Here is a 24428-nt window from a genome sequence, read left to right as displayed (position 1 = left end):
GGATTGCGTATGAACCGTCATCTACTCGCCAGCCTGCTGCTGCCCCTGACGCTGCTGGCCGGCTGCGGCAAGGCTGCCGAAACTGCCAAAGCCCCCGCGGGCCCTGCCGTCGCAGTGGTCAATGGCAAAGAGATCAGCAAGTCCGAGTTCGACCTGTACGTCGAGAACGTCGCGCGCCAGTCGAAGCGCGAGATCACTGAAGCCGAAAAGTCGCAGCTGCTGGATCAGTTCATCAGCATGCAGCTGGCCGCCGAAGCAGCATCGAAGGACGGCATCGAGAAGGAAGCGAAGGTGCAGGATCAGCTCGCGCTCGCCCGGCTGAACGTGCTGGTCGATTCGGGGCTGCAACAGTGGCTGGAGAAGAACCCGGTGACGGACGCGGAACTGCGCCCGGAGTACGACGCGCAGGTCGCCCAGATGCCGAAGGAATATCACGCCCGTCACATCCTCGTGGACGATCAGGCCAAGGCCGAAGCGATCACGAAGGAACTCAAAGCCGGCGGCGACTTTGCGAAGTCGGCGCAGAAGAATTCGAAGGATCCCTCGGGCAAGAATGGCGGCGACCTCGGCTGGTTCACGCTCGAGACCATGGTGAAGCCGTTCTCCGACGCGGTCGCGGCGCTGCAGCCGGGACAGATGACAGATGCGCCGGTGCAGAGCCAGTTCGGCTGGCACGTCATCAAGCTCGAAGAGTCTCGCGTGACCTCGCCGCCTCCGTTCGAAGAGGTGAAGGATCGGGTGAAGGTGCTGGTCCAGCGGAAGAAGCTGCAGACTTATTTGGATGACCTGCGGAAGAACGCGAAGGTCGAGAAGAAGATTTAAGAATCGGAGCGTCGGCGCACGCGGCGGCTGTCGGGGGGATGTGTCCTCCCGGCACCGGGCGCCGGCCGGAGCGCATTGCGCTCCTCGCCGCACGTCCATGGTGAGCCCTGCTGTTTCGGCCCCATCCCTGTGCCGAAAAGCTGCCGGGAGAACACATCCTCCCGACAGCCACCGCCGATCGCGCGGTGGGGCGTTTAGCCTTCCAAGAGTTTTAGGAACGCGGCCTCGTCGAGAATTTCGACGCCGAGCTCTTGGGCTTTGGTGAGCTTCGAGCCCGCTTCAGAGCCGGCGACCACGTAGCTCGTCTTCTTCGACACGCTGCCTGTCACCTTCCCGCCGAGCGCCGTGATGCGATCGCCGGCGTCATCTCGGCTCATGCTTTCCAGCGTTCCCGTGAGCACGAACGTTTTGCCGGTCAGCGGGCCTTCGGTCGGAGCGGCGCGGGCCTTTTGTGCCGGCCAGTTGACGCCGAGGTCACGGAGCGCTTGGATCACCTCTCGATTGTGAGGCTGCTGGAAGAACGTGTAGACGTGCGCCGCCACGACGGGGCCAACGTCCGGCACTTCCTGGATCGCGGCTTCATTCGCGTCTTGGAGCGCCTCGATCGAGCCGAAGTGATTCGCGAGCGCAGTGGCCGTCGACTCGCCTACGTCTCTGATGCCGACGGCGTAAAGGAAGCGAGCCAGCGTGGTCTTCTTGCTCTTCTCGAGCGCGGAGACCAGATTCTTGGCCGACTTCTCTCCCAACCTCTCCAGATTCGCGAATTGCTCGACCGTCAGCTGGTACAAATCCGCCGGGCTGTGCACGAGCCCTTCGGTGAGCAACTGATCGACGATCTTCTCGCCCAGTCCATCGATATCCATCGCCCGCCGACCCGCGAAATGCAGCAGCGCACCTTTCAACTGCGCCGCACAGGACAGGCTGCCCGTGCAGCGGGCGACAGCTTCGCCCTCCTCGCGCTCCACGGCTGAGCCGCAGATCGGACATTTTTCGGGAAGCACGACCGGCCGGGCATTCTTCGGTCGACGTTCCAAAACGACTTTGACGACCTCGGGAATCACATCGCCCGCCCGACGAATGACCACCGTATCGCCGATTTGCACGTCCTTACGCTGCACTTCATCCATGTTGTGAAGCGTCGCGTTACTCACCGTCACTCCACCGACGAAGATCGGCTCCAATCGCGCAACCGGCGTCAGTGCACCCGTGCGACCGACCTGAAACTCCACATCGCGAACGATCGTGTTCTCTTCGTGCGCCGGAAACTTGTGCGCGATCGCCCAGCGCGGCGCGCGCGAGACGAAGCCGAGCTCGCGCTGTTGAGCGAAACGATTGACCTTGTAGACGACGCCGTCGATCTCGTACTTGAGCGAGCTGCGTTTCTCACCGATATCTTGGTAGTACTCCAGGCAGCCCTCGGCGCCCTGCACGCGCTTTACGAGCGGCGAGACTTTGCAACCCCATTCGCGCAGTTGCTCGAGCACTTCGTAATGCGTAGGCGGCAATTTCCAATTGCCGTGCTCGCCGACGGCATAAAAGAACACATCGAGCGGACGGCTCGCCGCAAGTCGCGGATCGAGCTGACGCATCGTGCCGGCCGCGGCGTTGCGCGGGTTCACGAACACCTTCTCGCCCTTTTCCAGCGCGCGTTGATTCATCGCCTTGAAGCCGGCAAGCGTCATGAAGATTTCGCCACGCACGTCGACCACGTCCGGCGCTTTGCCGCGCAGCTGCGTCGGCACCGCCTTGATGGTGCGAACGTTGTGAGTAACGTCTTCGCCCTTCATGCCATCGCCACGAGTCGCGGCGCGCACGAGCTTGCCTTTCTCGTAACGGAAGCTCATGGCCAGGCCGTCGAGCTTCGGCTCGGCGACGTATTCGATGATTTTGTCGGTCTCGAGACGCTCGCGAACGCGGCGGTCGAAATTGATCAGGTCCTCATCCGTGAAGGCGTTGTCCAACGACAGCATGGGCGTCGTGTGAACGGCTTCCTGCAGCTCGCTGACCGGGGTCGCGCCGACGCGCTGGGTCGGCGAATCGGGCGTGATGAGATCGGGATTGTCCGTCTCGATCTGCTTCAGCTCATTCAGCAGGCGGTCGTACTCGGCATCGGAGACTTCCGGATCGTCGAGCACGTAATAACGATAGTTATGATGCTCCAGCTGGCGGCGCAAATCCTCTGCGCGCGCCGCAGGCGACGGCTTGGTCACTCGTGATTACCCCTGCCCGGCGGGCGCTCGAAGTCGCGGACTTCCTGTCGCATGCGCTCGACTCGGTGCACGGTCAGCGGCACACCACGATCGTCCTGAAGCACGCCACCCAGCGATTGGTGCAGGCGACGCGCACATGCGACCAGCTCGTTGAGCGCATGCATGCCCGGCACCGGGCCGGGCAACTGAGCAAACAAAGTCACGCCCGGATACAGCGTCTCGCCCATTTTCTCCAGATCGAACGTGCCGGGCTCGACCATGCTGGCGATGCTGAAGATGGCCTGCCCGTCGCTGTGCTCGCGATGGAAGATGTCGTACTTACCGTGGCTCAGCAGCTCGGCCGCCAGCACTTCCTGCAGCTTCGTGCCTTCGATCTTCTGCGGCGCCGTGCTCAGGCGCAGTGAAAGAATCTTGCGGCGCTCGGGCGACCGGCGCGGCGCTGGCGTATCGCTCGAAGACAGCGTCGGCGCGGGGGTAACAACCGCCGTCGAATTTGGCGACTGAACCGGCAGCTCCTCGGTGACGGAATCGCCGCCGAGCGTGGGCTCGACGCGTCCGCGACGAAAATCCGGCAGCGGCCGTGACTCAGAGCTCGTCGCGGGCGGCGGCGTTTCTCTCGCTACCGGTCGCGGCAACTCGCCGCGAGGAAGCCGAGCTTCCATGCGCGGTGGACGCACCGGCCGAACCGCGGTCTCTTCGTAACTTTCAGCCAGCGGCTTTGCTTCGTCGGCAGGTTCCTCGGACTCGTCGTCCTGCTCGTACGAAGGCTCTTCGTAGTCGGGAACCTCCGCTCGCTGGAACGCCGGCTCGCGACGCACCTCGGTGAAGCCATGGGGTGGCAACGCGGACTCGGGTCGCGAGCGAAGCGCGACATCTTCCGCAACGGCAGCGCCACCGCGCCGCCCCCACAGATAGATGCCTGCGAGCAGAACGATACCGAACCCGATCAGAATCCAACGCAACTCACTCATTGCGAGCCCGCTTACATCGCCGCCAGACGCACCGCTTCGTCGACGTCCACCGCCACCAGGCGCGACACGCCCGGCTCGTTCATCGTCACACCGACCAGGTGCGACGCCAGCTCCATGGTCGTCTTGTTGTGGGTAATGAAGATGAACTGCACGCGCTCGGACATCTCCTTGACGGTGTTGCAGAAGCGGCCGACGTTGGCTTCGTCGAGCGGCGCGTCCACCTCGTCCAGCAGACAGAACGGTGCGGGGTTCAATTCGAAGATCGAGAACACCAGCGCCACGGCCGTGAGCGCCTTCTCACCGCCGGACAGCTGGTTGATGGTGCTGTTCCGCTTGCCCGGCGGGCGCGCCATGATGGACACGCCGGCGTTGAGGATGTCCTCGCCTGCCAGCTCCAGATACGCATGACCGCCGCCGAACAGGCGTGGGAAGCGTTCCTTCAAGCCGGCATTGACGCGATCGAACGTATCCTGGAAGCGCTGACGCGTTTCTTTGTCGATCTTCTGGATCGCCGTTTCCAACGTCTCCAGCGCCTCGGTCAGGTCCTTGAACTGGCTGTCGAGGTATTCCTTGCGCTGTGACTGTTCCTGATATTCCTCGATGGCCGCGAGGTTCACGGCGCCGAGGCGGCCGACCTTGTCGGCGATATCGCTCAATGTTTCTTCCCAGGCGTGCACGTCCGCTTCCGGCGGCATCTCCTGATACACCGTCGCCAGATCGAGCCCGGTCGCTGCGAACTGTTCCTGCAGCGTCTCACGCCGCACTTTCAGTTCCTGCGCGAGCATGCGCACGTCTTCCAAGCCCGCGCGCGCCTGTTCGATCGCGTGCTCGCGATCCATGCGCTGCTGATCCATCGTGCGCATCAGATGCTCGGCGGTTTCCAACGCCTGGCGCGCGACCGACAACTCTTCCTCGACTTCGACGCGCTGTTCGAGCTTCGCTTCCAGCTCGGCTTCCAGCGCATTCAACGGCTCATCGCCCTCGGAGAGTTGCTGCGTCAAACGCTCGCGACGCTGTTCCAACTGTTCCAGCTGGTTGCGCAGACGATCGAGACCGGCCGAGATGGACGACAGCGCCGAGCGCCGCGACTCCACCTTGATGGCCACGTCCTGCGCACCGGCGCGATCCAGCTGCGCCTGCGAGCGCTTGTGACCCAGATCCTCGCGACGCTCGTCGCGTTCCTGCTCGAGCCCGATGCGCTGATCTTCGAACTGCGCCATCGCTTCCACGCCTTCCTGCAAGCGGGCGCGTGCTTCGGCAATCGCTTCGGAGCGACTGCCGTAATCGTTATCCAGCTCTTCGATTTCACCGGTGACGCGACGCAGGCGCTCCGCGGTCTGCTCGGCCTTGGCACGCAGCGCGGTGACCTGCGAGGTGAACTCGCTGTGCGAGCGGTGCAGACGATTCACCTCGACCTGCAATTCATCGCGACGCTGTTCGAGCGCGTGGAAGCCGTCGCGGCATTCCGCGAGCTGCGATTGAACGGTCTCGCGCTGCTCTTCGGCGGCGCCAACGCGATCGCGCAGCTCGCCCATTTCCTTTTCGCGCTCAATGACGCCGGCGTGCACGTCTTTGTCACGGCTGACCCGCAACCAATCGCGACCGATCCACACGCCATCGCGCGTGATGATCGACTGACCGTCGGAGAGCGAATGACGACGCTCCAGCGCTTCGGGCAACGAGTCCACCGCGATGATGCCCGTCAACAATGCCGAGATCGCGGACGGGCCCCGCACGCGCGACAGCAAGCTGTTGCTGTCACTGCTCTGAGCGCTGCTCGTGCCTGAAGAGAAGAACGAAACAGTGCCGACTTGCAAGGAGTCGATCCGTTGAGCGATGTCATCGAGTGCATCGACGGACACGGCTTCGAGATAGGAGCCGAGCACCGTTTCGACAGCACGCTCCCAGCCCTGGTCCACGACCAGCTGCTGACCCAAGCGTGGGCGCTCGGTCAGCGAGTTGGACGAGAGCCATTCGGTGACCTTGCCCTGTGCCAGACCCAGCGCGGCCTGCTGCAGAGCCTGCAGCGACATCAACTTGCCCTGCGCTTCCTGCAACTGCTTACGGCTGTTGTCCTCGGCGCTCACCAACTCGCGTTCGCGCTCGCGCAGACTCTGCAACTGTTCCGTCGCCTCACGCAGCTGAGTCGCCGCGGTTTCGCCTTGAACCGCTGCATCTTCCTGTTGAGCTTCGAGCATCGCGATGCGCTCGGTGGAATCGCCCATGTCGAGCTGACCCAGCTCGGTGCTCAGACGCTCACGCCGCGACTGCAGGCCCGAGAGCTGATGTTCCAACTGTTCGATACGCGCGCGTTCGACCTGCGTCTTTTCGCTGGCCGATCGGGATTCGCGATTGAAATCCTCCCAGCGCTCCTGCCACAACTGCATCGCCTCTTCGGCTTGCGATAACGCATCGGCGGACGCCTGTTCGCGTTCGCGGGCCGCTTCGAGTCCGGGCTCGAGTTGTTCGAGCTCGGTTTGCAGCTGACTGATCTGCTCCTGATCGCGCGACAAATGCTTGCTGGCTTCGGCCGCGCTCTCTTCGGTCTGCTCCAGGTCCTGGCGCTGCCGTTGACGCAGCTCGCGGGTGTGCTGAATCGACTGCTCGATGCGCGAGATCTCGGAGCCGATCTGGTAGTAGCGGCCCTGGACTGCGTTGAGAGCTTCCGACTTCTCCGTGAAATCTTCGCGCGAGGTTTCGATCGACGACTCGATGGCGCGCAGCTCGGCAATCAACGCCTGCATCGCGGTGTCGCGCTCGCGCAGGACGGTTTCCTTCGACTCCGCATCGCCCTCGATGGTCTTCAGGCGCAGCGCGATCAATTCGGCGTTGAGTTTGCGCTCGTCCTGCTTCAAGGCCTGGTAGCGACGGGCGGTGGCGGCCTGGCGCTGCAAGTGGCGCAGCTGCTTGTCGACTTCCTCGCGGACGTCGTTCAAGCGCTCCAGGTTCTCCTTGGTGGCGGAGATGCGATTCGCAGTCTCGCGGCGGCGCTCCTTGTACTTGGAGATGCCGGCGGCCTCTTCGATGAAGCCGCGCAATTCCTCGGGACGCGCCTCGATGACGCGGCCGATCATGCCTTGCTCGATGATGGCGTAGCTGCGCGAGCCCAGGCCGGTGCCCAGGAACAGCTGCGTGATGTCCTTGCGACGGCAGCGGGCGCCGTTGAGGAAATATGCCGACGTGCCGTCGCGCGAAACGACTCGTTTCAGCGAGACTTCATTGAAGTTGGCGAACTGGCCCGCCAGCTTGCCGTCGGAGTTGTCGAACACCAGCTCCACCGAGGCGGTGCCCACCGGCTTGCGCGAGCTGGAGCCGTTGAACACCACGTCGGCCATCGAATCGCCGCGCAGGTGCTTGGCAGAGATCTCGCCCATGACCCAGCGGACCGCGTCGATGATGTTCGATTTGCCGCAACCGTTCGGACCGACGACGCCCGTCAGGTTGCCTGGGAAATTCACCGCGGTCGGGTCCACGAAAGACTTGAACCCGGCCAACTTGATCTTATTGAGTCGCATCGCGCCTCGGTACGAAGAGGGGTATGAAAACGGGCCGTAGTGTATGTGAAACATTCCCGCCTGTGGACGCGTTGACGCAGGCTGAGCGGGCCAAAATTCAGCCCATCGATAGACCTGTACGCGCGGGGTGCGGTCTGTATAATCGCGCCCCTCTTTGGCGAACGATTGTCCGGAACTGTTGAAGCTGTTGGTCCAAGCTGTTGTTTAGGGCCGTGGTTTGGGTTCGAGCCTCGCGCGGGCGAGCCGAGCTCCTCTAGTAGGCCCTGGCGGAGGCACTTTAGATGGCCGCAAAAAAACCGTCGGCGAAGCCGGCGAAGGCCAAGCAAACCGTGGTCAAGAAAGCTCCGGCCGTGAAAGAGCCGGCCAAGGACACCGCGAAAAAGGCGGCGTCCGCCAAGAAGGCGCCTACAGTCGCGGCCCGGCCCAAGCCAGCGGCGGCGGCCCCCGCGCCTCGCCCCACACCAGCCTCCGCCCACACTGCAACCAAGGCCGACAAGCCCATCGAACCGATCAAGCCAGTTGCCGCCCCAGCACCCAAGGCAGCAACGGTCGCCGCCTCTGCCCATGGTGTCGGTGTGGCGGCCCACAAGCCGGCGTCGAAGGTGAGCCGCCCAGCCGCCCCGGTCGAGCAGAACGACGAAGAGTCGATCGCCGCGCCGGCCCCTGCAACCCCTGTGAAGCCAACGATTTCAGCGAGACCCGTGATTTCCAATCTGAACACCCATTCCCAGGACACTGACGCTGCCAGCGACAGTGAGGACAGCGAAGGCCAGGATCTTTCGAGTGTCAATCTGTTAGCCGGTCCGCGCAATGTAAAACCTTACATTCCGCGGCGTGGCGAGCAGTACATGAACAAGGAGCAGCTCGAGCACTTCCGCCAGATCCTGAACAATTGGAAGCGCGACCTGATGCAGGAAGTGGATCGCACCGTACTTCACATGAAGGACGAGGCGGCCAACTTCCCCGATCCGAACGACCGCGCGACCCAGGAGTCCGAATTCAGCCTCGAGCTGCGCACGCGTGACCGCGAGCGCAAGCTGATCCGCAAGATCGAAGAAGCGATCAAGCGGATCGAGGATGGCAGCTACGGCTACTGCGTCGAGACCGGCGAGGAGATCGGCATCAAGCGGCTCGAAGCCCGCCCGGTCGCGACCCTGTGCATCGAAGCGCAGGAACGCCGCGAGCGTCGCGAGCTCCAGTACGGCGACCGCGACGACCGCTACAGATAGCGGTTAGCGGTTGGCGGTTCGCGGTTGGCGGTTAGTTAAGAGGCCCCGCTGCGCCCGTCAGATGTCCAGTCCGAATCAAACCCATCGCCGCCAGCCGGCGATGGACGGACACCCCTAACCTCTTCACCAACCACCAACCGCGAACCGCCAACCGCCCACCGCTATCGCGGCCGGTTCGCACCCTCGCCAACCGGCCCCCTCCACTTCGGCTCGCTGGTCGCAGCCGTCGGCAGTTATCTGTACGCCCGTCAGGCGGGCGGCGAGTGGCTGCTTCGCATCGAAGACCTGGACACGCCCCGCGAGATACCAGGCAGCGCCGATTCCATCATCCGCACCCTCGACACACTCGGTTTCGAGTGGACTGGTTCTATCCTGCGCCAGAGTTCACGCCGCGATGCCTATGCGGCGGCCACGCAACGTTTGCTAAATAACAACCAGGCGTTTCATTGCTCGTGTACGCGCAGCGAACTGCAAGCCGCGCAAGCTTCCGAAGTGCGTTTGTTTGATACCGATGAGTTGCGCTATCCAGGATGGTGTCGCCTGGGCCCTCGCGCGCCAGAACGCAAGACCGCCATTCGTTTATTTGTACCCCGAGGGGAAACCGCAGTTACGGATTTGCTGCAAGGACGTTTCACTGTTGATGTGTCAGCAGAAGTGGGTGACTTCGTCATTCGCCGCCGCGATGGACTGCACGCTTACCAGCTTGCGGTGGTGATCGACGACGCCTTCCAAGGGATTACCGCGGTCGTGCGCGGAGCCGATTTGCTACACAGCTCGCCTCGACAGGTGATATTGCATCGCATGTTAGATCTGGCAGTACCGGACTACGCACATTTGCCGGTAGTAACAGATGTTAATGGGATCAAACTGTCGAAGTCGGCAGGCGCTGCAACAATCGATATTGCCCGCCCTACTTATGAAGTGTGGCGGGCTTTAGAGTTTCTGCAGCAAACGCCGCCTCCCGAACTGCGTCGTGCCGGATTGGCGACGTTGTGGGAGTGGGCAATAAAACACTGGCAACCGAAACGTTTGAACGGACTGCGTCAGGCAACGATCCGGGTCGGACGCGAGGATGGACTAACATGAATGCGCTAGAAACACGATTGGCTCCGAGCTCTGAACTGCACCGGGGAGCAGTGATGGGCGAGCCGCACTTCGACGGTAAACAGGTCGACGGCAAGCAGGAGAATGCGATCAATCAAACAAGAGACAATCAACCCAGAGAAGGGCAGCCGAGAGTCGTCAAGAAATATCCAAACCGCCGTCTCTACGACACAGTCGAAAGCCGCTACATCACCCTCGCCGACATTCGTCGCCTGGTGATGGAGAAGATCGACTTCATCGTGATCGACAAGAAATCGCAGGAAGACATCACTCGCTCCATCTTGCTGCAAGTGATTGCCGAGCAGGAGCACGCCGGCGAGCCGCTCATGAGTCAGGATTTCCTGTCGCAGGTTATCCGCTCGTACGGCGGCGCCATGCAGTGCTTGGTGGGAAGCTATCTGGAACAGAGCCTGAAACTGCTGTCGAACCAACAGCAGCAGATGAGGGACCACATGCGAGGCGTGTTCGGCGACGACGCCTTTGACAGCATCGCCGCGCTGACGCAGCAAAACATCGAGCGATGGCGCTCGGTGCAAGATGATATTTTCAAAGTGATGAGCGGGGCCGCAGTCGCAGCCCGCAAGGACCAGCGCGCTGAGGAAACGGAGACCGACCCGCGCAGCTAAGCAGATTTCAGGCCGGAGGCAGTGGCCACTGCCCCCGGTCCGATTAAGCTCTTAAGCGGCGTCGACGTTGCGCATGCTCAGACGCACGCGACCCTGACGATCGACTTCCAGCACCTTCACGCGCACCACGTCGCCTTCCTTCAGCTTGTCGCTGACACGCTCGACGCGCTCGTCGGAGATCTGGGAGATGTGCACCAGGCCGTCCTTGCCCGGCAGGATGGTGACGAACGCACCGAAGTCCATCAGGCGCGCCACGCGGCCTTCATAGACACGGCCGACTTCGACCTCCGCCGTGATCAGCTCGATGCGACGCTGGGCTTCGCGGCCCGACACGCCGTCGACAGAGGCGATCTTCACCGTGCCGTCGTTCTCGATATCGATCGTGGTGCCGGTCTCTTCGGTGATGGCGCGGATGACCGCACCGCCCTTGCCGATGACTTCGCGGATCTTCTCCGGATCGATCTTGATGGTGATGATCGACGGCGCCCACTCCGACATCTGCGGACGAGCTGCGGGAAGGATCTGGTCCATCTGCTCGAGGATGTGCAGACGGCCGGCCTTCGCCTGATCCAGCGCCACCTGCATGATCTCCTTGGTGATGCCGTTGATCTTGATGTCCATCTGCAGCGCGGTCACGCCGTCGCGCGTACCGGCCACCTTGAAGTCCATGTCGCCGAGGTGATCTTCGTCACCGAGGATGTCGGTGAGCACCTGGAACTTGTCGCCCTCCTTCACCAGGCCCATCGCGACGCCCGCGACCGAAGCCTTGATCGGCACGCCCGCATCCATCAGCGCGAGGCTGGAGCCGCAGACGCTGGCCATGGAGCTCGAGCCGTTCGACTCGAGAATTTCCGAGACGACGCGGATGACGTACGGGAAATTGGTCATGTCCGGCATCACGGCGCTGATGCCGCGACGAGCCAGGTTGCCGTGGCCGATTTCGCGGCGCTTCGGCGAGCCCATCATGCCCGTCTCGCCGACGCTGAACGGAGGGAAGTTGTAGTGGAACATGAACGGCTCTTTACGCTCGCCGGTCAGCGCATCGATGATCTGCGCATCGCGGCCAGTGCCGAGCGTGACAGTGACGAGAGCCTGCGTCTCGCCACGAGTGAACAGGCCCGAGCCGTGGGTACGCGGCAGCACGCCGGTCTTGATCGTGATCGGACGCACCGTCTTCATGTCACGGCCGTCGATGCGCGGCTGACCGGCGATGATGCGGTCACGCACGATGCGATATTCGAGGTTCGCGAATTCCTTGGAAACATCGGCCGCGACGAACTGCGGCGCTTCGCCGGTCGCGAGCGCGGTGAGTGCCGCCGCCTTGATCTCTTGAACACGATTGCGACGCTGCTGCTTGTCGAAAATCTGATACGCCTCGGTCAGCGCGCTCTTCGCGTTCGCAGCGAGTGCCGCTTCCAGCGCAGTGTTCGCAACCGGTGGCGCCCATTCCCAAGCAGGCTTGCCCGCCTCGGCCTTGAGCTCATTGATCGCCTTGATCGCGACCTGCATCTGCTCGTGACCGAACACCACGGCGCCAAGCATCACATCTTCCGGCAGACGATCTGCTTCGGACTCGACCATCAACACTGCTTCGGCCGTGCCGGCGACCACGAGGTCGAGCTTGGAAGTCTTCAGCTGCTTACCGGTCGGGTTGAGCACGTACTGCCCGTCGATGTAACCGACCTTGGCCGCAGCGATCGGGCCCATGAACGGCACGCCCGACAGCGCCAGAGCGGCGGAGGCGCCGAGCATCGCCGGAATGTCGGCATCGATATCGGGATTGAGCGAGACGACGGTCGCAACGACCTGGATCTCGTTGAAGAAGTGCTCGGGGAACAGCGGCCGGATCGGGCGGTCGATCAGGCGCGAGGTCAATGTTTCTTTTTCGGACGGACGGCCTTCACGCTTGAAGAAGCCGCCGGGGATGCGGCCCGCGGCGTACGTCTTCTCGACGTAGTTGACCGTCAGCGGGAAGAAGTCCTTGTTCGGATCGGCCTGCTTGCGGCCCACCGCGGTGACCAGCACCACGGTGTCGCCCATCGACACCACCACCGCGCCGTCGGCCTGACGGGCCATTTCGCCGGTTTCCAACGTGACTTGATGCTGACCGAAGGCGAAGGATTTTTTAATAGCGCTCACGATGGTTCCTACTGATATTTGGATGGCTCAGCAGCTCATCGCGCGACACGAGGGCGCAAATTGGCCGAGACACGAAGTTGAATTGAAAGCTCGATGCAGCGAACGGCACAGCATGACGATGGCCACGGTTCGTGCGGGATCAGGCGGGAGAGCCGGCATGACTAAGATCCGGCTCGATCCCATCTGCGGCTTAGCGCCGCAGACCGAGGCTGCTGACGACGGCGGTGTAGCGCTCCGGCGCGGTCTCTTTGAGATAGTCCAGCAGCTTGCGGCGCTGATTCACCATCTTGAGCAAGCCACGGCGGGAAGCGTGATCGCTCTTGTGCGCGCTGAAGTGCTCGCCCAGGCCGTTGATGCGTGCGGACAGCAGCGCGATCTGGACTTCCGGCGAACCGGTGTCTTTGGCGTTGCGGCGGTACTGGGCGACGATTCCGCCCTTCTGGTCGGTCGACAATGACATCTGCTTAACCTCGGTGCGGCGTGCGAATCGCCGCGTGAAGAAACTCTAACCGCCACAGTGGCGGCTTTTGAGAGGCGCGCATTGTACCCGCGCGGCTCGGAATCTCAAGTAAAACCAAGAATTAGGGCACCGATACGAACAAGCGCGCAGGTTTGACCCGCCCGCCTGGCTGGCCCTCGCCCAGGCCCAGGAAACGCCCGGCCGGGCCATAAAGCCGCACTTCGCCCAGCGGCGCTGCTGCTTGCCCGGACACCGTACGGCCCAGCAGAAGGCTCTGCTGGGCTGAAACGTCCAGATCCACGCGCGGCAGGTCGGCAAACGCCGTATCCACGGCCAGCAAGCGGCCGCCGAGCTGCTCCTGGCTTTCGGTCGACAGCGCCTCCAGGGTGAACATCGGCCGATCGCCGAAGGGATCCACCGACAGGCGGCGCAGGCCTTTGACATAGCCTAGCGTGCCCAGCTTGACCGCCACATCCGCGGCCAGGGTGCGGATATAGGTCCCCTTGGAGCAGTACACGTCGAATTCGAGCTGGTTGGTCGCGAGCCCCTCCTCGGTGCTCACGCGCACGATCTTGTGGATCACGATGTCCCGGGGCGGACGCTCGACCGACTCGCCTTTGCGAGCGAGCTCGTACAGCCGCTTGCCCTCGAACTTCAGAGCCGAGTGCATCGGCGGGATCTGCTGCTGATTGCCCAGGAATTGAGCCAAGGTTGCGTCGACGCCCGCTGCGGTCAGCGCCGGAACCGGCGCGCGTTCGATAACTTCAGTTTCGCCATCGCCGGAGGGCGTCAGCTCGCCAAGCTGCACCAGCACGCGATAGGTCTTGCCAGAGTTCAGCAGACGGCCGCAGACCTTCGTGGCTTGCCCGAAGCACACAGGCAGCAAGCCTGACGCCAACGGGTCGAGGCTGCCCGCGTGGCCCGCCTTGAGCGCGCCGTAGAGCCCCCGGACCTGCTGGAGAGCGGCGTTGGAAGACACGCCGAGGGCCTTGTCGAGCAGCAGGATGCCGTCGACTTCACGATGGAAGCGCTTCATGGATGACGGCGTTAGCTTTTCGAAGGGGACGGGTTCGAGTCGGAGGCGTCGTCGTCCTCGTCCGAGTCGTAGTGTCCGTCGTCGTCATCGTCGGAGCTGTAATGGGCGTCCTCGTCCGCTTCGGCGGCGGCTTCTGACTCGCTGGCGGGCTCGTCATCGACATGCCGGGCTTCGTCGTCCTTCACGGCCTTGTTGATCAGCGCCGACAAGCGCGCGCCGCTCTCGATCAGCTCGTCCTGCACGAAGCGCAGCTCCGGGCTATGCCGAATCCCCAAGGCGCGACCCAACGGGCCGCGGAGCATGTCCGCGGCCTGCGTGAGGATCTGCTGAGCCAGGTGCGGATCCGCTCCCAGCACCGAGTAATAGATTTTCGCGTAGCTCAAATCACTCGACATGCGCACGTCGGTCAACGTGATCATGCCGAGCCGCGGGTCGCGCAGCTCACGTCGGATCAACTCGCTCAGCGCGCGTTGAATCTGCTGGCCGACCCGCTTGGCGCGGGGATAGGACTTCGTCGACATCTCACCTCAAAATCAAGCTTCGAGCGTGCGCGCCACTTCGACGCGCGAGAAGCACTCGATCTGGTCGCCCACCTGCACGTCGTTGTAGTTCTTCACGCCGATGCCGCACTCGGTGCCGGCGCGAACCTCATTGACGTCATCCTTGAAGCGACGCAGCGATTCCAGGCCGCCCTCGAAGATCACCACGTTATTACGCAGCACACGGATGGGATTGTTCCGGCGCACGTAGCCGTCCGCCACGATACAGCCCGCGACCGTGCCGAACTTGCTGGAGCGGAACACTTCGCGCACCTCGGCGAGGCCCACGATCTGCTCCTTCACTTCCGGCGCCAGCATGCCCGTCAGCAACGCGCGCATCTCATCGATGGCTTCGTAAATGATGCTGTAGTAGCGAACGTCGACGCCCGCTTCCTTGATCATCGCGCGAGCCGAGCTGTCGGCGCGCACGTTGAAGCCGATGACACGCGCGTTCGAGGCCTGCGCCATCGTGATGTCGGACTCGGTGATACCACCGACGCCGCTACCGATGACCTTGACCGCCACTTCATCGGTGGACAGCTTGGTGAGCGAATCGCGCAACGCTTCCGCCGAGCCCTGCACGTCCGCCTTTATGACGACGTGCACGGTCGCAACCTTGCCATCGCCCATCTGCGACAACATGTCCTCGAGCTTCGCCGGGCCCTGCTTCGCCAGCTTGGTATCGCGGAACTTGCCCTGCCGATACAACGCGACTTCGCGAGCCTTGCGTTCGCTCTCGACCACGAGCAGTTCATCGCCGGCATTCGGCGCACCCGACAAGCCGAGCACGACGACCGGCAACGACGGACCCGCTTCGGTCACCTGCGCGCCAGTCTCGTCGAACATCGCACGGACGCGACCGAATTCGGTGCCCGCGATAATCGGATCGCCCGGCTTCAGCACGCCGCGCTTCACGAGCACGGTCGCGACGGCGCCGCGGCCCTTCTCCATGCTGGACTCGACCACGACGCCGGCCGCGAGGCCCGACTTCGTCGCCTTGAGATCCAACACTTCCGCCTGCAGCAGAATGGTGTCGAGCAGCTCGTCGATGCCCTGGCCGGTATGCGCCGACACGTTTACAAACATCGTGTCGCCGCCCCAGGCTTCAGGCAGCACTTCGTACCTGGAGAGATCGGTTCTCACCTTCTCCGGATCCGCAGCCGGTTTGTCGACCTTGGTGATCGCCACGACCATGGGTACTTCAGCCGCTTTCGCATGCTGAATCGCTTCGATGGTCTGCGGCATGACGCTATCGTCGGCAGCCACGACCAGCACGACCACGTCCGTCACCTGAGCGCCGCGAGCGCGCATCGCGGTGAACGCGGCGTGACCCGGCGTATCGAGGAACGTGATGACGCCCTTCGGCGTCTCGACGTGATACGCACCGATGTGCTGCGTAATGCCGCCCGCTTCACCGGCCGCCACTTTGGTGCGACGGATGTAGTCGAGCAGCGAGGTCTTGCCGTGGTCGACGTGACCCATGATGGTGACGACCGGCGGACGCGCTTCGAGCTCGTGCGAGGCATCGGTGGCCTGCAACTCGTCCTCGATCGCGCTCTCCTTGTGGATGACGGCCGTGTGGCCGAGCTCTTCCACGACGAGCACCGCGGTGTCCTGATCGATGGGCTGATTGATGGTGGCCATCACGCCCATGTTCATCATGACCTTGATGACTTCGTTGGCCTTCACGGCCATGCGCTGAGCGAGCTCGCCGACGGTCACCGTCTCGCCGATCTGCACTTCGCGCTTGACCGGCGCTGCCGGGCGCTCGAAGCCATGCTGACTGGCGACGTTGATCTGCGACGGACGGCCGCGCGATCGGGCGCTGGTCGCCGCCTGCTGTTTCTTTTTCTTGAAACGAGCACTGGCGTCGCTGGACACGTGCAGCTCGGCACGTTGCGGACGGTCGGAGGCGCCGCCACGCTTGCCGCCACGTTCTGCCGGACGCGCCGGAGCCGCTGCTGCAGCTTCCTGCTGCTTGCGTTCAGCTTCAGCTCGGGCCGCAGCTTCGGCTATGCGACGAGTTTCGTCTTCAGCGGACTGACGGGTCTCCGCGTCAGCCATGCGACGGATCTCGTCCTCCATTCGCTTCTGCTCGCGGGCAGCGAATTCACGCGCTTCGGCTTCAGCCTGCTCTTTCTGCAGACGATCCGCTTCTTGGCGTGCCGCTTCGGCAACGGCTTCGGCAGCAGCTTGAGCGGCGCGTTGTGCTTCCGTCTGCGCTTCATTCTGGGCAGCTGCCGCTGCCGCTTGAGCGGCGGCGGCGGCATCGGCCGCGGCCTTTTGAGCCGCAGCAGCTGCATTTTGAGCCGCAGCAGCTGCGTTCTGAGCCGCAGTACGCGCTGCCGCTTCTTCTGCGGCAGCGGCGGCAGCACGGTCGGCCGCCGCATCGCTCGCAGACGGCGTAGCCGGACCGCGAGCCTGCTCTTCGAGCACGCTGCGGTTCATGTACGTCTTCTTGCTGCGAACCTCGACGTTGACCATGCGCGCACGACCCTGCGCCGAGGCGACTTTGATTTCGCCCTGGGACTTGCGCTTCAAGGTGATCTTGCGAGGCGCAGTCGCTTCCTGCGTGCGCCCGTGCGCACGACGCAGGAACGTCAAGAGCTCCATCTTGGCGTCGTCGCTGATCGTGTCATTCGCGCCGGAGACTTGAATCCCGGCTTCATCGAGCTGCGTCAGCAGCCGCTCGACAGGTACTTTCAGTACCTCGGCAAACTGGCTTACCGTCACATCCGCCATATACGCCCTCCCGACCCGCTACTCAGTACGACGCCGCTCATGCCTGCTGCCCCGCGTTGTCGAACCAGTGCTTACGCGCCGCCATGATGAGCGCGCCCGCGCGCTCGTTATCCACGCCTTCGATCTCCGTCAGGTCATCGATCGCCTGCTCGGCGAGATCCTCACGCGTCACGATGCCTCTGCTGGCGAGCTTCCGCGCCAGGTCGTCGTCCATGCCGTCTACCTCCAGCAGATCCGCTGCAGGCTCGGCACTGTCGATTTCTTCCTCGCTCGCGATCGCCTGCGTCAGCAGCACGTCGCGCGCACGATTACGCAATTCTTTAATGATGTCCTCGTCGAACTCTTCGATGTTCGCCAGCTCGGACGCCGGCACGTAGGCGATCTCTTCGATGGTCGAGAAGCCTTCCTGCACCAGGATCTGCGCCACGTCTTCATCCACATCCAGCTGCTGCTTGAACACGTCGATGAGCTTCTGCGACTCGCCTTCGCTCTTGGCTTCGGCGGCCTGCTGCGTCATCACGTTCAATTCCCAGCCAGTCAGCTCGCTGGCCAGACGGATGTTCTGACCGCCGCGGCCGATGGCCTGCGACAGCTTCTCCTCCGTCACCGCAATATCCATGGAGTGCGAGTCCTCGTCGACGACGATGGAGACCACTTCCGCAGGCGCCATCGCATTGATCACGAACTGTGCCGGATTCTCGTCATAAGGAATGATGTCGACGCGCTCGCCGGCGATCTCGTTCGACACCGCCTGCACGCGCGAACCGCGCATACCCACGCAAGCGCCGACCGGATCGATGCGGCTGTCGTTGCTCTTCACCGCGATCTTGGCGCGTACGCCTGCATCGCGAGCGGCGCCGAGGATCTGGATCAGACCCTGGCCGACTTCCGGCACTTCGAGCTTGAACAGCTCGATCAGGAATTCTGGGGCCGTACGCGTCAGAAACAACTGCGGACCGCGCTGCTCGGAGCGCACATCCGCCAGGTAAGCCTTCACGCGATCCTGCGAACGGATCGGCTCGCGAGGAATCATCTGATCGCGCGCAATGAAGCCTTCGGCATTGCCGCCGAGATCCACGAAAACCCCGTTACGATCGACGCGCTTGACGATGCCGGACACCAGGGTGCCCTGGCGCGCCTTGAATTCATCGACGACCTGCGCCCGCTCGGCCTCGCGCACCTTCTGCACGATGACCTGCTTGGCGGTCTGGGCGGCGATACGGCCGAACGCGACCGACTCCATCGGCACTTCGACATAGCCGCCGACTTCGGCGTCCTCTGAAATGTCCTTAGCGTCTTCCAGGCGCAGCTCGCTGTCCGGGAATTCCAGCTCGGTGGAATCGTCCGCGAACACCTTCCAACGGCGCCACGTATCGTAGTCGCCGCTCTTGCGGTTGATGGAGACGCGCACGTCGATGCCCTCGCCGTGACGTTTACGGGTCGCGGACGCGAGCGCGGCTTCGAGCGCCTCGAAGATGATTTCCTTGTCGACGCCCTTCTCGTTGGAGACTGCGTCCACGACCATCAGAATCTCTTTGTTCATCGTGCGAACTCCGCTATACGCCTACCGCGACTCCCGTCGCTCATACGTCATACGTCCGGGATCAACCGCGCCCGGTGAATGTCTTCGATCGGCAAGCTCACCTCGCCGCCGTCCGTCTCGAGCGTAATCTCGCTCTCGCCTACCTTCTGCAAGCGCCCCTGAAACCGCTTGCGGCCGTTGATCAGCGCAATCATCTCCACCTTGACCCGCTCGCCGGCAAAGCGCGCGAAATGGGCCTGGGTCCTGAGCACCCGGTCCAGCCCGGGCGAGGACACTTCCAGGGTGTACTCGTTCGGAATGGGGTCGGCCTCGTCCAGCACGGCGCTGACGCCCCGACTCACCTTCTCGCAATCATCCAGAGAAATGCCATCCGGGCTGTCGATATACAGCCGCAACAGCCCGCCGCCGGCGCGCGGCGCGTACTCGATTTCCCACAGCTCGTAACCGAGATTGGCCACGACCGGGCCGAGCAGCTCGCCCAGCTGATCTCGCAGCATCGGTCACCTCCGGTTTGACTGTGGGGCCCTTGGCTCGCCCCTGTCCGGCGCTTGCTACCCGCGCCGGAAGAGCTCCGCCGGGCCGGTTTTTACCGTCGCCGAAACGAAAAATGGGCCCCAAGGCCCATTCTCACTCTCCGTCCCTTCCTGCCAGGCGGCCTTGAGGTACCGCCCAACTCCCCTAATTCGTCATGTAAGTTCTGCGCCGGAAGCCTGTCCTGGCTGGCTCCAGAAGCGAAAAAGGCCCTTCGAATCGGGCCCTTTCATACCCGGACACCTTATATATGCCCGGAAGCGCTACCTACAACCCCTGTCGGACCGGCTGACACCTGTTACCAGGAGGAGACGCTCGACAAGGGCCGCGGAGTTTAAGGGGGTGAGTGGGGAGATGGCAAGGCCGATCTAATGATCGCGAAGGCTCCCAATTGGTCTCACCGGAAGGTGGACGGCTGCAGCGATCTTCGCCATCCACAAGCGACTTTCGCGAATCAACCCTGCTTCATTCGCTCGCACTTCAGCACTATTCGCTCATCGGCAGACCACGCGCGCCCGTGGTGGTCGCGGTGTCGAGCCCGCGAACATTGCGAGCAGTTGCACCAGTGAGATCCGCGTTGGTCAGGTTCGCCCCCGAGAGATCCGTGTTGTCGAACACTGCATCGCGCAGGTCTGCCCCAGAAAGATCGGCGCCCGCCAGATTGGCGCCGCTGAAGTCGGCTCGGAAAAGCCTGGTCCGTTGCATCTTCGCGCGGCTCAGATCGGAAAAGCTGAAATCGGTGCGCGAAAAATCCGAATCGGAGAAGTCCGCCTCGATGGCCTTGGCGCTCACGATGTTGGCGCGCATCAGCCCCATCGACTGATTCTTCATGTCCGGCGCAGCGTTCATGCGAACCAGTTGCGCCTTGGACAGATCGGCCTTGCGCAGGTCGCCGATCAACCGCGCGCCGGTGAGATCGGCGCCGATCAGCTTCGCGCCAGCAAGCTGAGACGAAAACAGCATCGCCTCACGCAGCGAGGCGCCCGACAGATTGGCGCCCTCCAGGAAGCTGACCGTAAGATTGCATTTATCGAGCGTGGCGCGACTGAGGTTCGCGCCATTCAGCACCGAGGCCGAGAGATTGGCACCGCGAAAGTCGATCCCCGACAGATCAACGTCGATCAGATTCTTGGAGGTGACTTTGGGCTTCACCCCGGCATGCGAACCGTCGAGGGTTTCGAGCAACTGCTCGCGACTGAGCCGCTCGTAGCCCTCCCACTCCGCCCCGAAGGTAGCGCCCGCGAAGATCACGCACACCAACGCCACATATCGCCGACCGGCTCGCGAAGAGATGAACATCCGGCGTGCCTCTTGACGGTGTTGCGGCGGGTATACCGCTGACCGCCGCAACATTCAATTGTGACGCTCGCACCAGTGCAGCGCACTTAGATCGGCGAAGCATTTCAATCAATTGCCTACTTGCTGAGTCAGGGAAGTCGGATCGTCACCTACTACGGCTGCAACGACGAGCAGTACATCGAGCACTACGCGGCCGTGGAGCTTCCAGCTTGACCCTCACGCCGCGTCATCGGGTCTTTGAACGCGCTTTCGTTCTCTTGGCCTTCTTGACCCTCGGCACCGGCTCGTTCTCATGCTTCGGCGGCAGCGTCTTCACAAACGCTCGGCACCGCATTATCCACTCCTCCAATTCCTCATCACCTGCAATCCCAGGCGAATCGACATACACATACCCCTTCATCGGCCTGCCGGTGAAATCCATCTCGCGAACGTACTTCCGCTCCAGCGCCGCGGCGTAGTACTCCGGACCGACGCGCGCCATGAGCACGTCGCCGATGAGACCGACGAACATGTGGCCATCGGCAAGAAACGCCACGCCGCCAAACATGCGCCGCTCGGTAATTCGCGGTGTCTTGACCAGAACGTCGCGAATTCTTTCAGCCAGGCCCTCATCGAACGCCACACAATCCTCCAGCTAGAGCGTGCACCAGAAACTGAATCACCTCAGTCCTGCTCCGGCCGCGATCTCCTCCAGCATCCATTCGCGAAAGGCCACAACGCGTGAGTCCTCGCTGCTGCTGTCTGGATAAACCAAGTGATACGCGTATCCCGGAGCCGGACTGAGCCCGATATCGAACAATTTCACCAAGCGTCCGCGAGCAACGTCGCCAGCAATCATGGCCAGCTCAACCAGCCCCACAGCATTGCCGTCGAGAATGGCTTGCACGACATGGCTTGAATCCGCAAACGCGACGCATTGACTGTCGTCAAAGTCGCGAACGCCGGCGGCGTCCATCCACATGCGCCAGTTGGGCCAGTCCACGTCGTTCACTTTGCAATTTACATAGCAAAGGGTTTGCCCAGCCAGATCGCTTGGTTTCTTCAGGTTGGGAGAGTTAGCGCGCAGCGTAGGACTGCAAACAGCCGCTACGACGGCATCGAACAGGCGGTGCGAGCGTGCTTGCGCATAGGTACCAGCACCGAACCGAATCGCGACGTCGACATCGTCTCGGTCGAAGTCGCGAACCTGATCGGTAATGTCGAACGTGAGCTCCAGCCCGGGATGTGCGACCTTGAACTGAGGTAAGCGTGGCAAGAGCCAATGAGTTGCAAACCTCGGCCCCACCGTCAGGCGCAGTTGATGCGAATCCCGAGCAATGCGTCGCGCACGGCCGGCAGCACGCTGCAATGTGTCCAACGCATCTGTGGTCGCTTCGAATAGAACAGCGCCGGCGGGCGTCAGCTGGATGCTCCGACTGGTACGCGCGAACAGCACGATGCCGAGTTGATCCTCGATCTCTTTGATCTGGTAGCTGACGGCGGCCGGCGTCAATCCCACTTCGTCCGCGGCGCGTGTGAAATTCAAGTGTCGCGCGGCCGCTTCGAAGGTTCGCAGTGCTCGCGTGCCCGGCAGGTTTCGGTTCATCGATCTTCAAGCCAAATTTGTCGATGCGTCGAAAACTACTTGTTTCCCCTCATTCGTTCAAATCCCTAGGATGCGGCCATGTCTACCGCATCCAACTCCCTCGTTACGCAAGTCAATGGCCGCACAGCCACCACCGACGACTTGGCGCCGATCGCCTTCGCAGGCTTCGCTCACTTCACTGCCATGCAGGTGCGTGGTGGGCGCGTCCGAGGGCTCGATCTGCACCTGCAACGATTACGCACTGCCTCACTAGCGCTGTTCGGTCGCGCCACCTCAGATGACCAGCTGCGCGCCCATCTTCGGTCGGCCCTGGCGGCCGGACCGACGGATGTCTCATTGACCGCCACCGTTTACTCGCGAGCCGGCGAGTTCACCGCGACGGAAACGAAACGCGAGCTCGATGTACTGGTCCGCACGGGACCGGCGGCATCCGGTCCCAAAGGCCCGCTGGCACTAGCCGCGTTCGAACACGAGCGAATGCTGCCTGCCATCAAGCACGTCGGCGAGATCGCGAAGACCTACTACATGCGCGAGGCTGCGAAACAAGGCTTCGACGACGCTGCATTCGTCGACCGCAGGGGCCGATTGAGCGAGGCATCGATCTGGAATCTGGCGTTCTGGGATGGCGAGGCGGTGGTGTGGCCCGAGGCTGCCATGTTGACCGGCACCACCCTGGGCATCGTTCGCCGCCAATTGCAGGCCATGGGAATTCCACAGCGCGTTCAGGAGATCTCGCTGACCAACCTGCCGCAGCTTCGTGGCGCTGTCGTGATGAACTCGTGGACACCGGCCGTGCCTGTGAGCAGGATTGGCTCGGTCAAGTTACCGGAGGCGCCCGCCTTCCTCGACACACTCCGCCGCGCATATGAATTCGAGCCGCTCGTCGAGATCTAGGAGGTTCGACGGCTCACCTACCCAATACATCCGGATTCATCTGCCACACCGTGTAGTTGAGCACAGCTGCAAAACTCACCCAAAGCAAATAGGGAACGAGCAAGAGCGCGGCGAGCTGCCGCTGGCGCCAGAAGGCAAGCATTGTCGCGATGAGCAGCGTCAGCAGCAGGAGGATATCGACGAACGCCGCGGCACCAAGGTGCCAGGCGAAGAACAGCCAGCTCCACAGGGCATTGAGAGCGAGCTGAGCCAGAAACAGATTCAGCGCCGCGCGTGCGTTGCTGTACCCCCCTTGTCGCCAGACCAGCCACGCAGCAATCGCCATCAACGTGTAGAGCGCCGTCCACACGGGCCCGAACACAGAAGCTGGCGGCGCCCACTCGGGCCTCGACAGGGAGAGGTAGAAAGAACCGGCCTGCACGGAAGCGACCGCACCTATGGCCGCCGCGATAAAACAAATCGCAAGCCACGCGATGAACCCGCCCACCTGGGCTTGTTTTGAAACGGCCATGCTCGCGCCTCTGACAACTGCGACCACGAGCAAGATGCACGAATCGCGATGTTGGCGCCACAACCAGTCCACTGCTTACACCGCGCGAGCGTGCGCCCGGCCACACAGGAACCGATTCACCCGGCGCGCGTTCGCGTCGGTATGGAGCAGTCCTTCACCAAGCCACCCGACGGCCCGAGCGTTGTCGCGAGGAACATCCAAGCTTTGCTGCTACGACAGAGTCGAGAGCAGGAATCGCGGACATTGCAGCAGCGGATCGCTGACGCGATCACCCGCGCGGCGGGTAGCCTGCCTTTTGTCTATGTGCACCTGGCAGTCGTGGTCGTGTGGACGCTGGTGAACGTCGGCTGGACGCCACTGAAGCCGTTCGACCCCACGTTTGTGCTGCTCGCCACGGCAGCTTCGGTCGAAGCAATCTTTCTGAGCACGTTCGTGCTGGTCACGCAGAATCGCATGCAGCGGGAAGCGGATCGGCGCGCCGATCTCGACCTGCAAATCAGCTTGCTAACCGAGCATGAGTTGACCCGTGTCATCCAGCTCGTGAATGCAATCGCGGAGAAGGTGGGAGCGCAACTGCCCATGCCCGAGCTCGAGGAACTACAGCGCGACATCTCGCCCGAGCAAGTGCTGGACGCGATCGACAAAGCCTCTACCAACGGTCGTACCTGAGCC

General features: G+C 62.8%; 20 protein-coding genes. 6 read left to right on the top strand and 14 right to left on the bottom strand.

All coding sequences use genetic code 11. The features are described 5' to 3' along the window. The first annotated feature begins 9 nt into the window (after positions 1-9). Entirely contained in the window at positions 10-822 is an 813-nt protein-coding gene (locus EK373_RS31245) for a peptidylprolyl isomerase (protein WP_129649290.1), read from the top strand. A gap of 194 nt (positions 823-1016) precedes the next feature. Here the strand turns inward: EK373_RS31245 and ligA are convergent, their stop codons facing one another. Genes ligA through smc form a run of 3 tightly spaced genes read right to left on the bottom strand, consistent with a single transcriptional unit; the run spans position 1017 to position 7518 of the window. After that, complete coding sequence (gene ligA / locus EK373_RS31240; RefSeq protein ID WP_198683793.1) at positions 1017-3032, bottom strand: NAD-dependent DNA ligase LigA; 2016 nt, start codon at positions 3030-3032, stop codon at positions 1017-1019. Next, on the bottom strand, positions 3029-4003 hold the full coding sequence (locus tag EK373_RS31235) for a cell division protein ZipA (protein ID WP_129649289.1): 975 nt from the start codon (positions 4001-4003) through the stop codon (positions 3029-3031). The genes ligA and EK373_RS31235 overlap by 4 nt, the downstream gene beginning before the upstream one ends. A gap of 11 nt (positions 4004-4014) precedes the next feature. Beyond that, on the bottom strand, positions 4015-7518 hold the full coding sequence (gene smc / locus EK373_RS31230; protein WP_129649288.1) for a chromosome segregation protein SMC: 3504 nt from the start codon (positions 7516-7518) through the stop codon (positions 4015-4017). A 281-nt stretch (positions 7519-7799) separates the two neighbouring features. On the opposite strand from smc, the gene dksA reads away from it, so the two are divergent. The 3 genes from dksA to phaR are packed head-to-tail and all read left to right on the top strand — an operon-like array spanning position 7800 to position 10477. Then, positions 7800-8747: an RNA polymerase-binding protein DksA gene (gene dksA, locus EK373_RS34150; protein ID WP_129649287.1), complete on the top strand. Its 948-nt coding sequence runs from the start codon at positions 7800-7802 to the stop codon at positions 8745-8747. 48 nt (positions 8748-8795) lie between these two features. Further along, positions 8796-9833, top strand: a complete 1038-nt coding sequence (gene gluQRS / locus EK373_RS31220) for a tRNA glutamyl-Q(34) synthetase GluQRS (RefSeq protein WP_129649286.1) — start codon at positions 8796-8798, stop codon at positions 9831-9833. Next, complete coding sequence (gene phaR, locus EK373_RS31215; RefSeq protein WP_198683792.1) at positions 9830-10477, top strand: polyhydroxyalkanoate synthesis repressor PhaR; 648 nt, start codon at positions 9830-9832, stop codon at positions 10475-10477. The genes gluQRS and phaR overlap by 4 nt, the downstream gene beginning before the upstream one ends. Positions 10478-10528: 51 nt before the next feature. Here phaR and pnp read toward each other — a convergent pair whose 3' ends face one another. From pnp to gcvA, 10 genes are all read right to left on the bottom strand, one after another. Beyond that, entirely contained in the window at positions 10529-12616 is a 2088-nt protein-coding gene (pnp, locus tag EK373_RS31210) for a polyribonucleotide nucleotidyltransferase (RefSeq protein WP_129649285.1), read from the bottom strand. A 190-nt stretch (positions 12617-12806) separates the two neighbouring features. After that, complete coding sequence (gene rpsO, locus EK373_RS31205) at positions 12807-13076, bottom strand: 30S ribosomal protein S15 (RefSeq protein WP_129649284.1); 270 nt, start codon at positions 13074-13076, stop codon at positions 12807-12809. A 121-nt stretch (positions 13077-13197) separates the two neighbouring features. After that, the gene (gene truB, locus EK373_RS31200; protein ID WP_129649283.1) at positions 13198-14112 is read right to left on the bottom strand and encodes a tRNA pseudouridine(55) synthase TruB; all 915 of its coding nucleotides are present in this window, start codon (positions 14110-14112) and stop codon (positions 13198-13200) included. An 11-nt stretch (positions 14113-14123) separates the two neighbouring features. Beyond that, a complete protein-coding gene (rbfA, locus tag EK373_RS31195; RefSeq protein WP_129649282.1) occupies positions 14124-14633 on the bottom strand; it encodes a 30S ribosome-binding factor RbfA in 510 nt (169 codons plus the stop codon). A 12-nt stretch (positions 14634-14645) separates the two neighbouring features. Continuing rightward, positions 14646-17393, bottom strand: a complete 2748-nt coding sequence (infB, locus tag EK373_RS31190; protein ID WP_129649281.1) for a translation initiation factor IF-2 — start codon at positions 17391-17393, stop codon at positions 14646-14648. Between the two features lie 37 nt (positions 17394-17430). Next, positions 17431-18936, bottom strand: a complete 1506-nt coding sequence (gene nusA / locus EK373_RS31185) for a transcription termination factor NusA (protein WP_129649280.1) — start codon at positions 18934-18936, stop codon at positions 17431-17433. 47 nt (positions 18937-18983) lie between these two features. Next, positions 18984-19433, bottom strand: coding sequence for a ribosome maturation factor RimP (gene rimP, locus EK373_RS31180; RefSeq protein WP_129649279.1), 450 nt, complete (start codon positions 19431-19433; stop codon positions 18984-18986). A 520-nt stretch (positions 19434-19953) separates the two neighbouring features. Next, entirely contained in the window at positions 19954-20766 is an 813-nt protein-coding gene (locus EK373_RS31175; RefSeq protein ID WP_198683791.1) for a pentapeptide repeat-containing protein, read from the bottom strand. Positions 20767-20992: 226 nt separating this feature from the next. Further along, positions 20993-21388, bottom strand: coding sequence for a TfoX/Sxy family protein (locus EK373_RS31170; RefSeq protein ID WP_129649277.1), 396 nt, complete (start codon positions 21386-21388; stop codon positions 20993-20995). A 36-nt stretch (positions 21389-21424) separates the two neighbouring features. Next, entirely contained in the window at positions 21425-22351 is a 927-nt protein-coding gene (gcvA, locus tag EK373_RS31165; RefSeq protein ID WP_129649276.1) for a transcriptional regulator GcvA, read from the bottom strand. Between the two features lie 78 nt (positions 22352-22429). Here gcvA and EK373_RS31160 point away from each other — a divergent pair, with 78 nt between their 5' ends. Next, on the top strand, positions 22430-23245 hold the full coding sequence (locus tag EK373_RS31160) for an aminotransferase class IV family protein (protein WP_129649275.1): 816 nt from the start codon (positions 22430-22432) through the stop codon (positions 23243-23245). Positions 23246-23258: 13 nt separating this feature from the next. On the opposite strand, the gene EK373_RS31155 is transcribed toward EK373_RS31160, so the two are convergent. Further along, the gene (locus EK373_RS31155; RefSeq protein WP_129649274.1) at positions 23259-23756 is read right to left on the bottom strand and encodes a TspO/MBR family protein; all 498 of its coding nucleotides are present in this window, start codon (positions 23754-23756) and stop codon (positions 23259-23261) included. A 141-nt stretch (positions 23757-23897) separates the two neighbouring features. On the opposite strand from EK373_RS31155, the gene EK373_RS31150 reads away from it, so the two are divergent. Next, positions 23898-24425: a DUF1003 domain-containing protein gene (locus EK373_RS31150; RefSeq protein WP_129649373.1), complete on the top strand. Its 528-nt coding sequence runs from the start codon at positions 23898-23900 to the stop codon at positions 24423-24425. Positions 24426-24428: the final 3 nt, after the last annotated feature.

Source organism: Peristeroidobacter agariperforans, assembly GCF_004138335.1.
In the GTDB taxonomy this organism is placed as follows: domain Bacteria; phylum Pseudomonadota; class Gammaproteobacteria; order Steroidobacterales; family Steroidobacteraceae; genus Steroidobacter; species Steroidobacter agariperforans.
The sequence above is the reverse complement of the archived record's forward strand: the minus strand, read 5'-3'. Positions and strand labels throughout refer to the sequence as shown.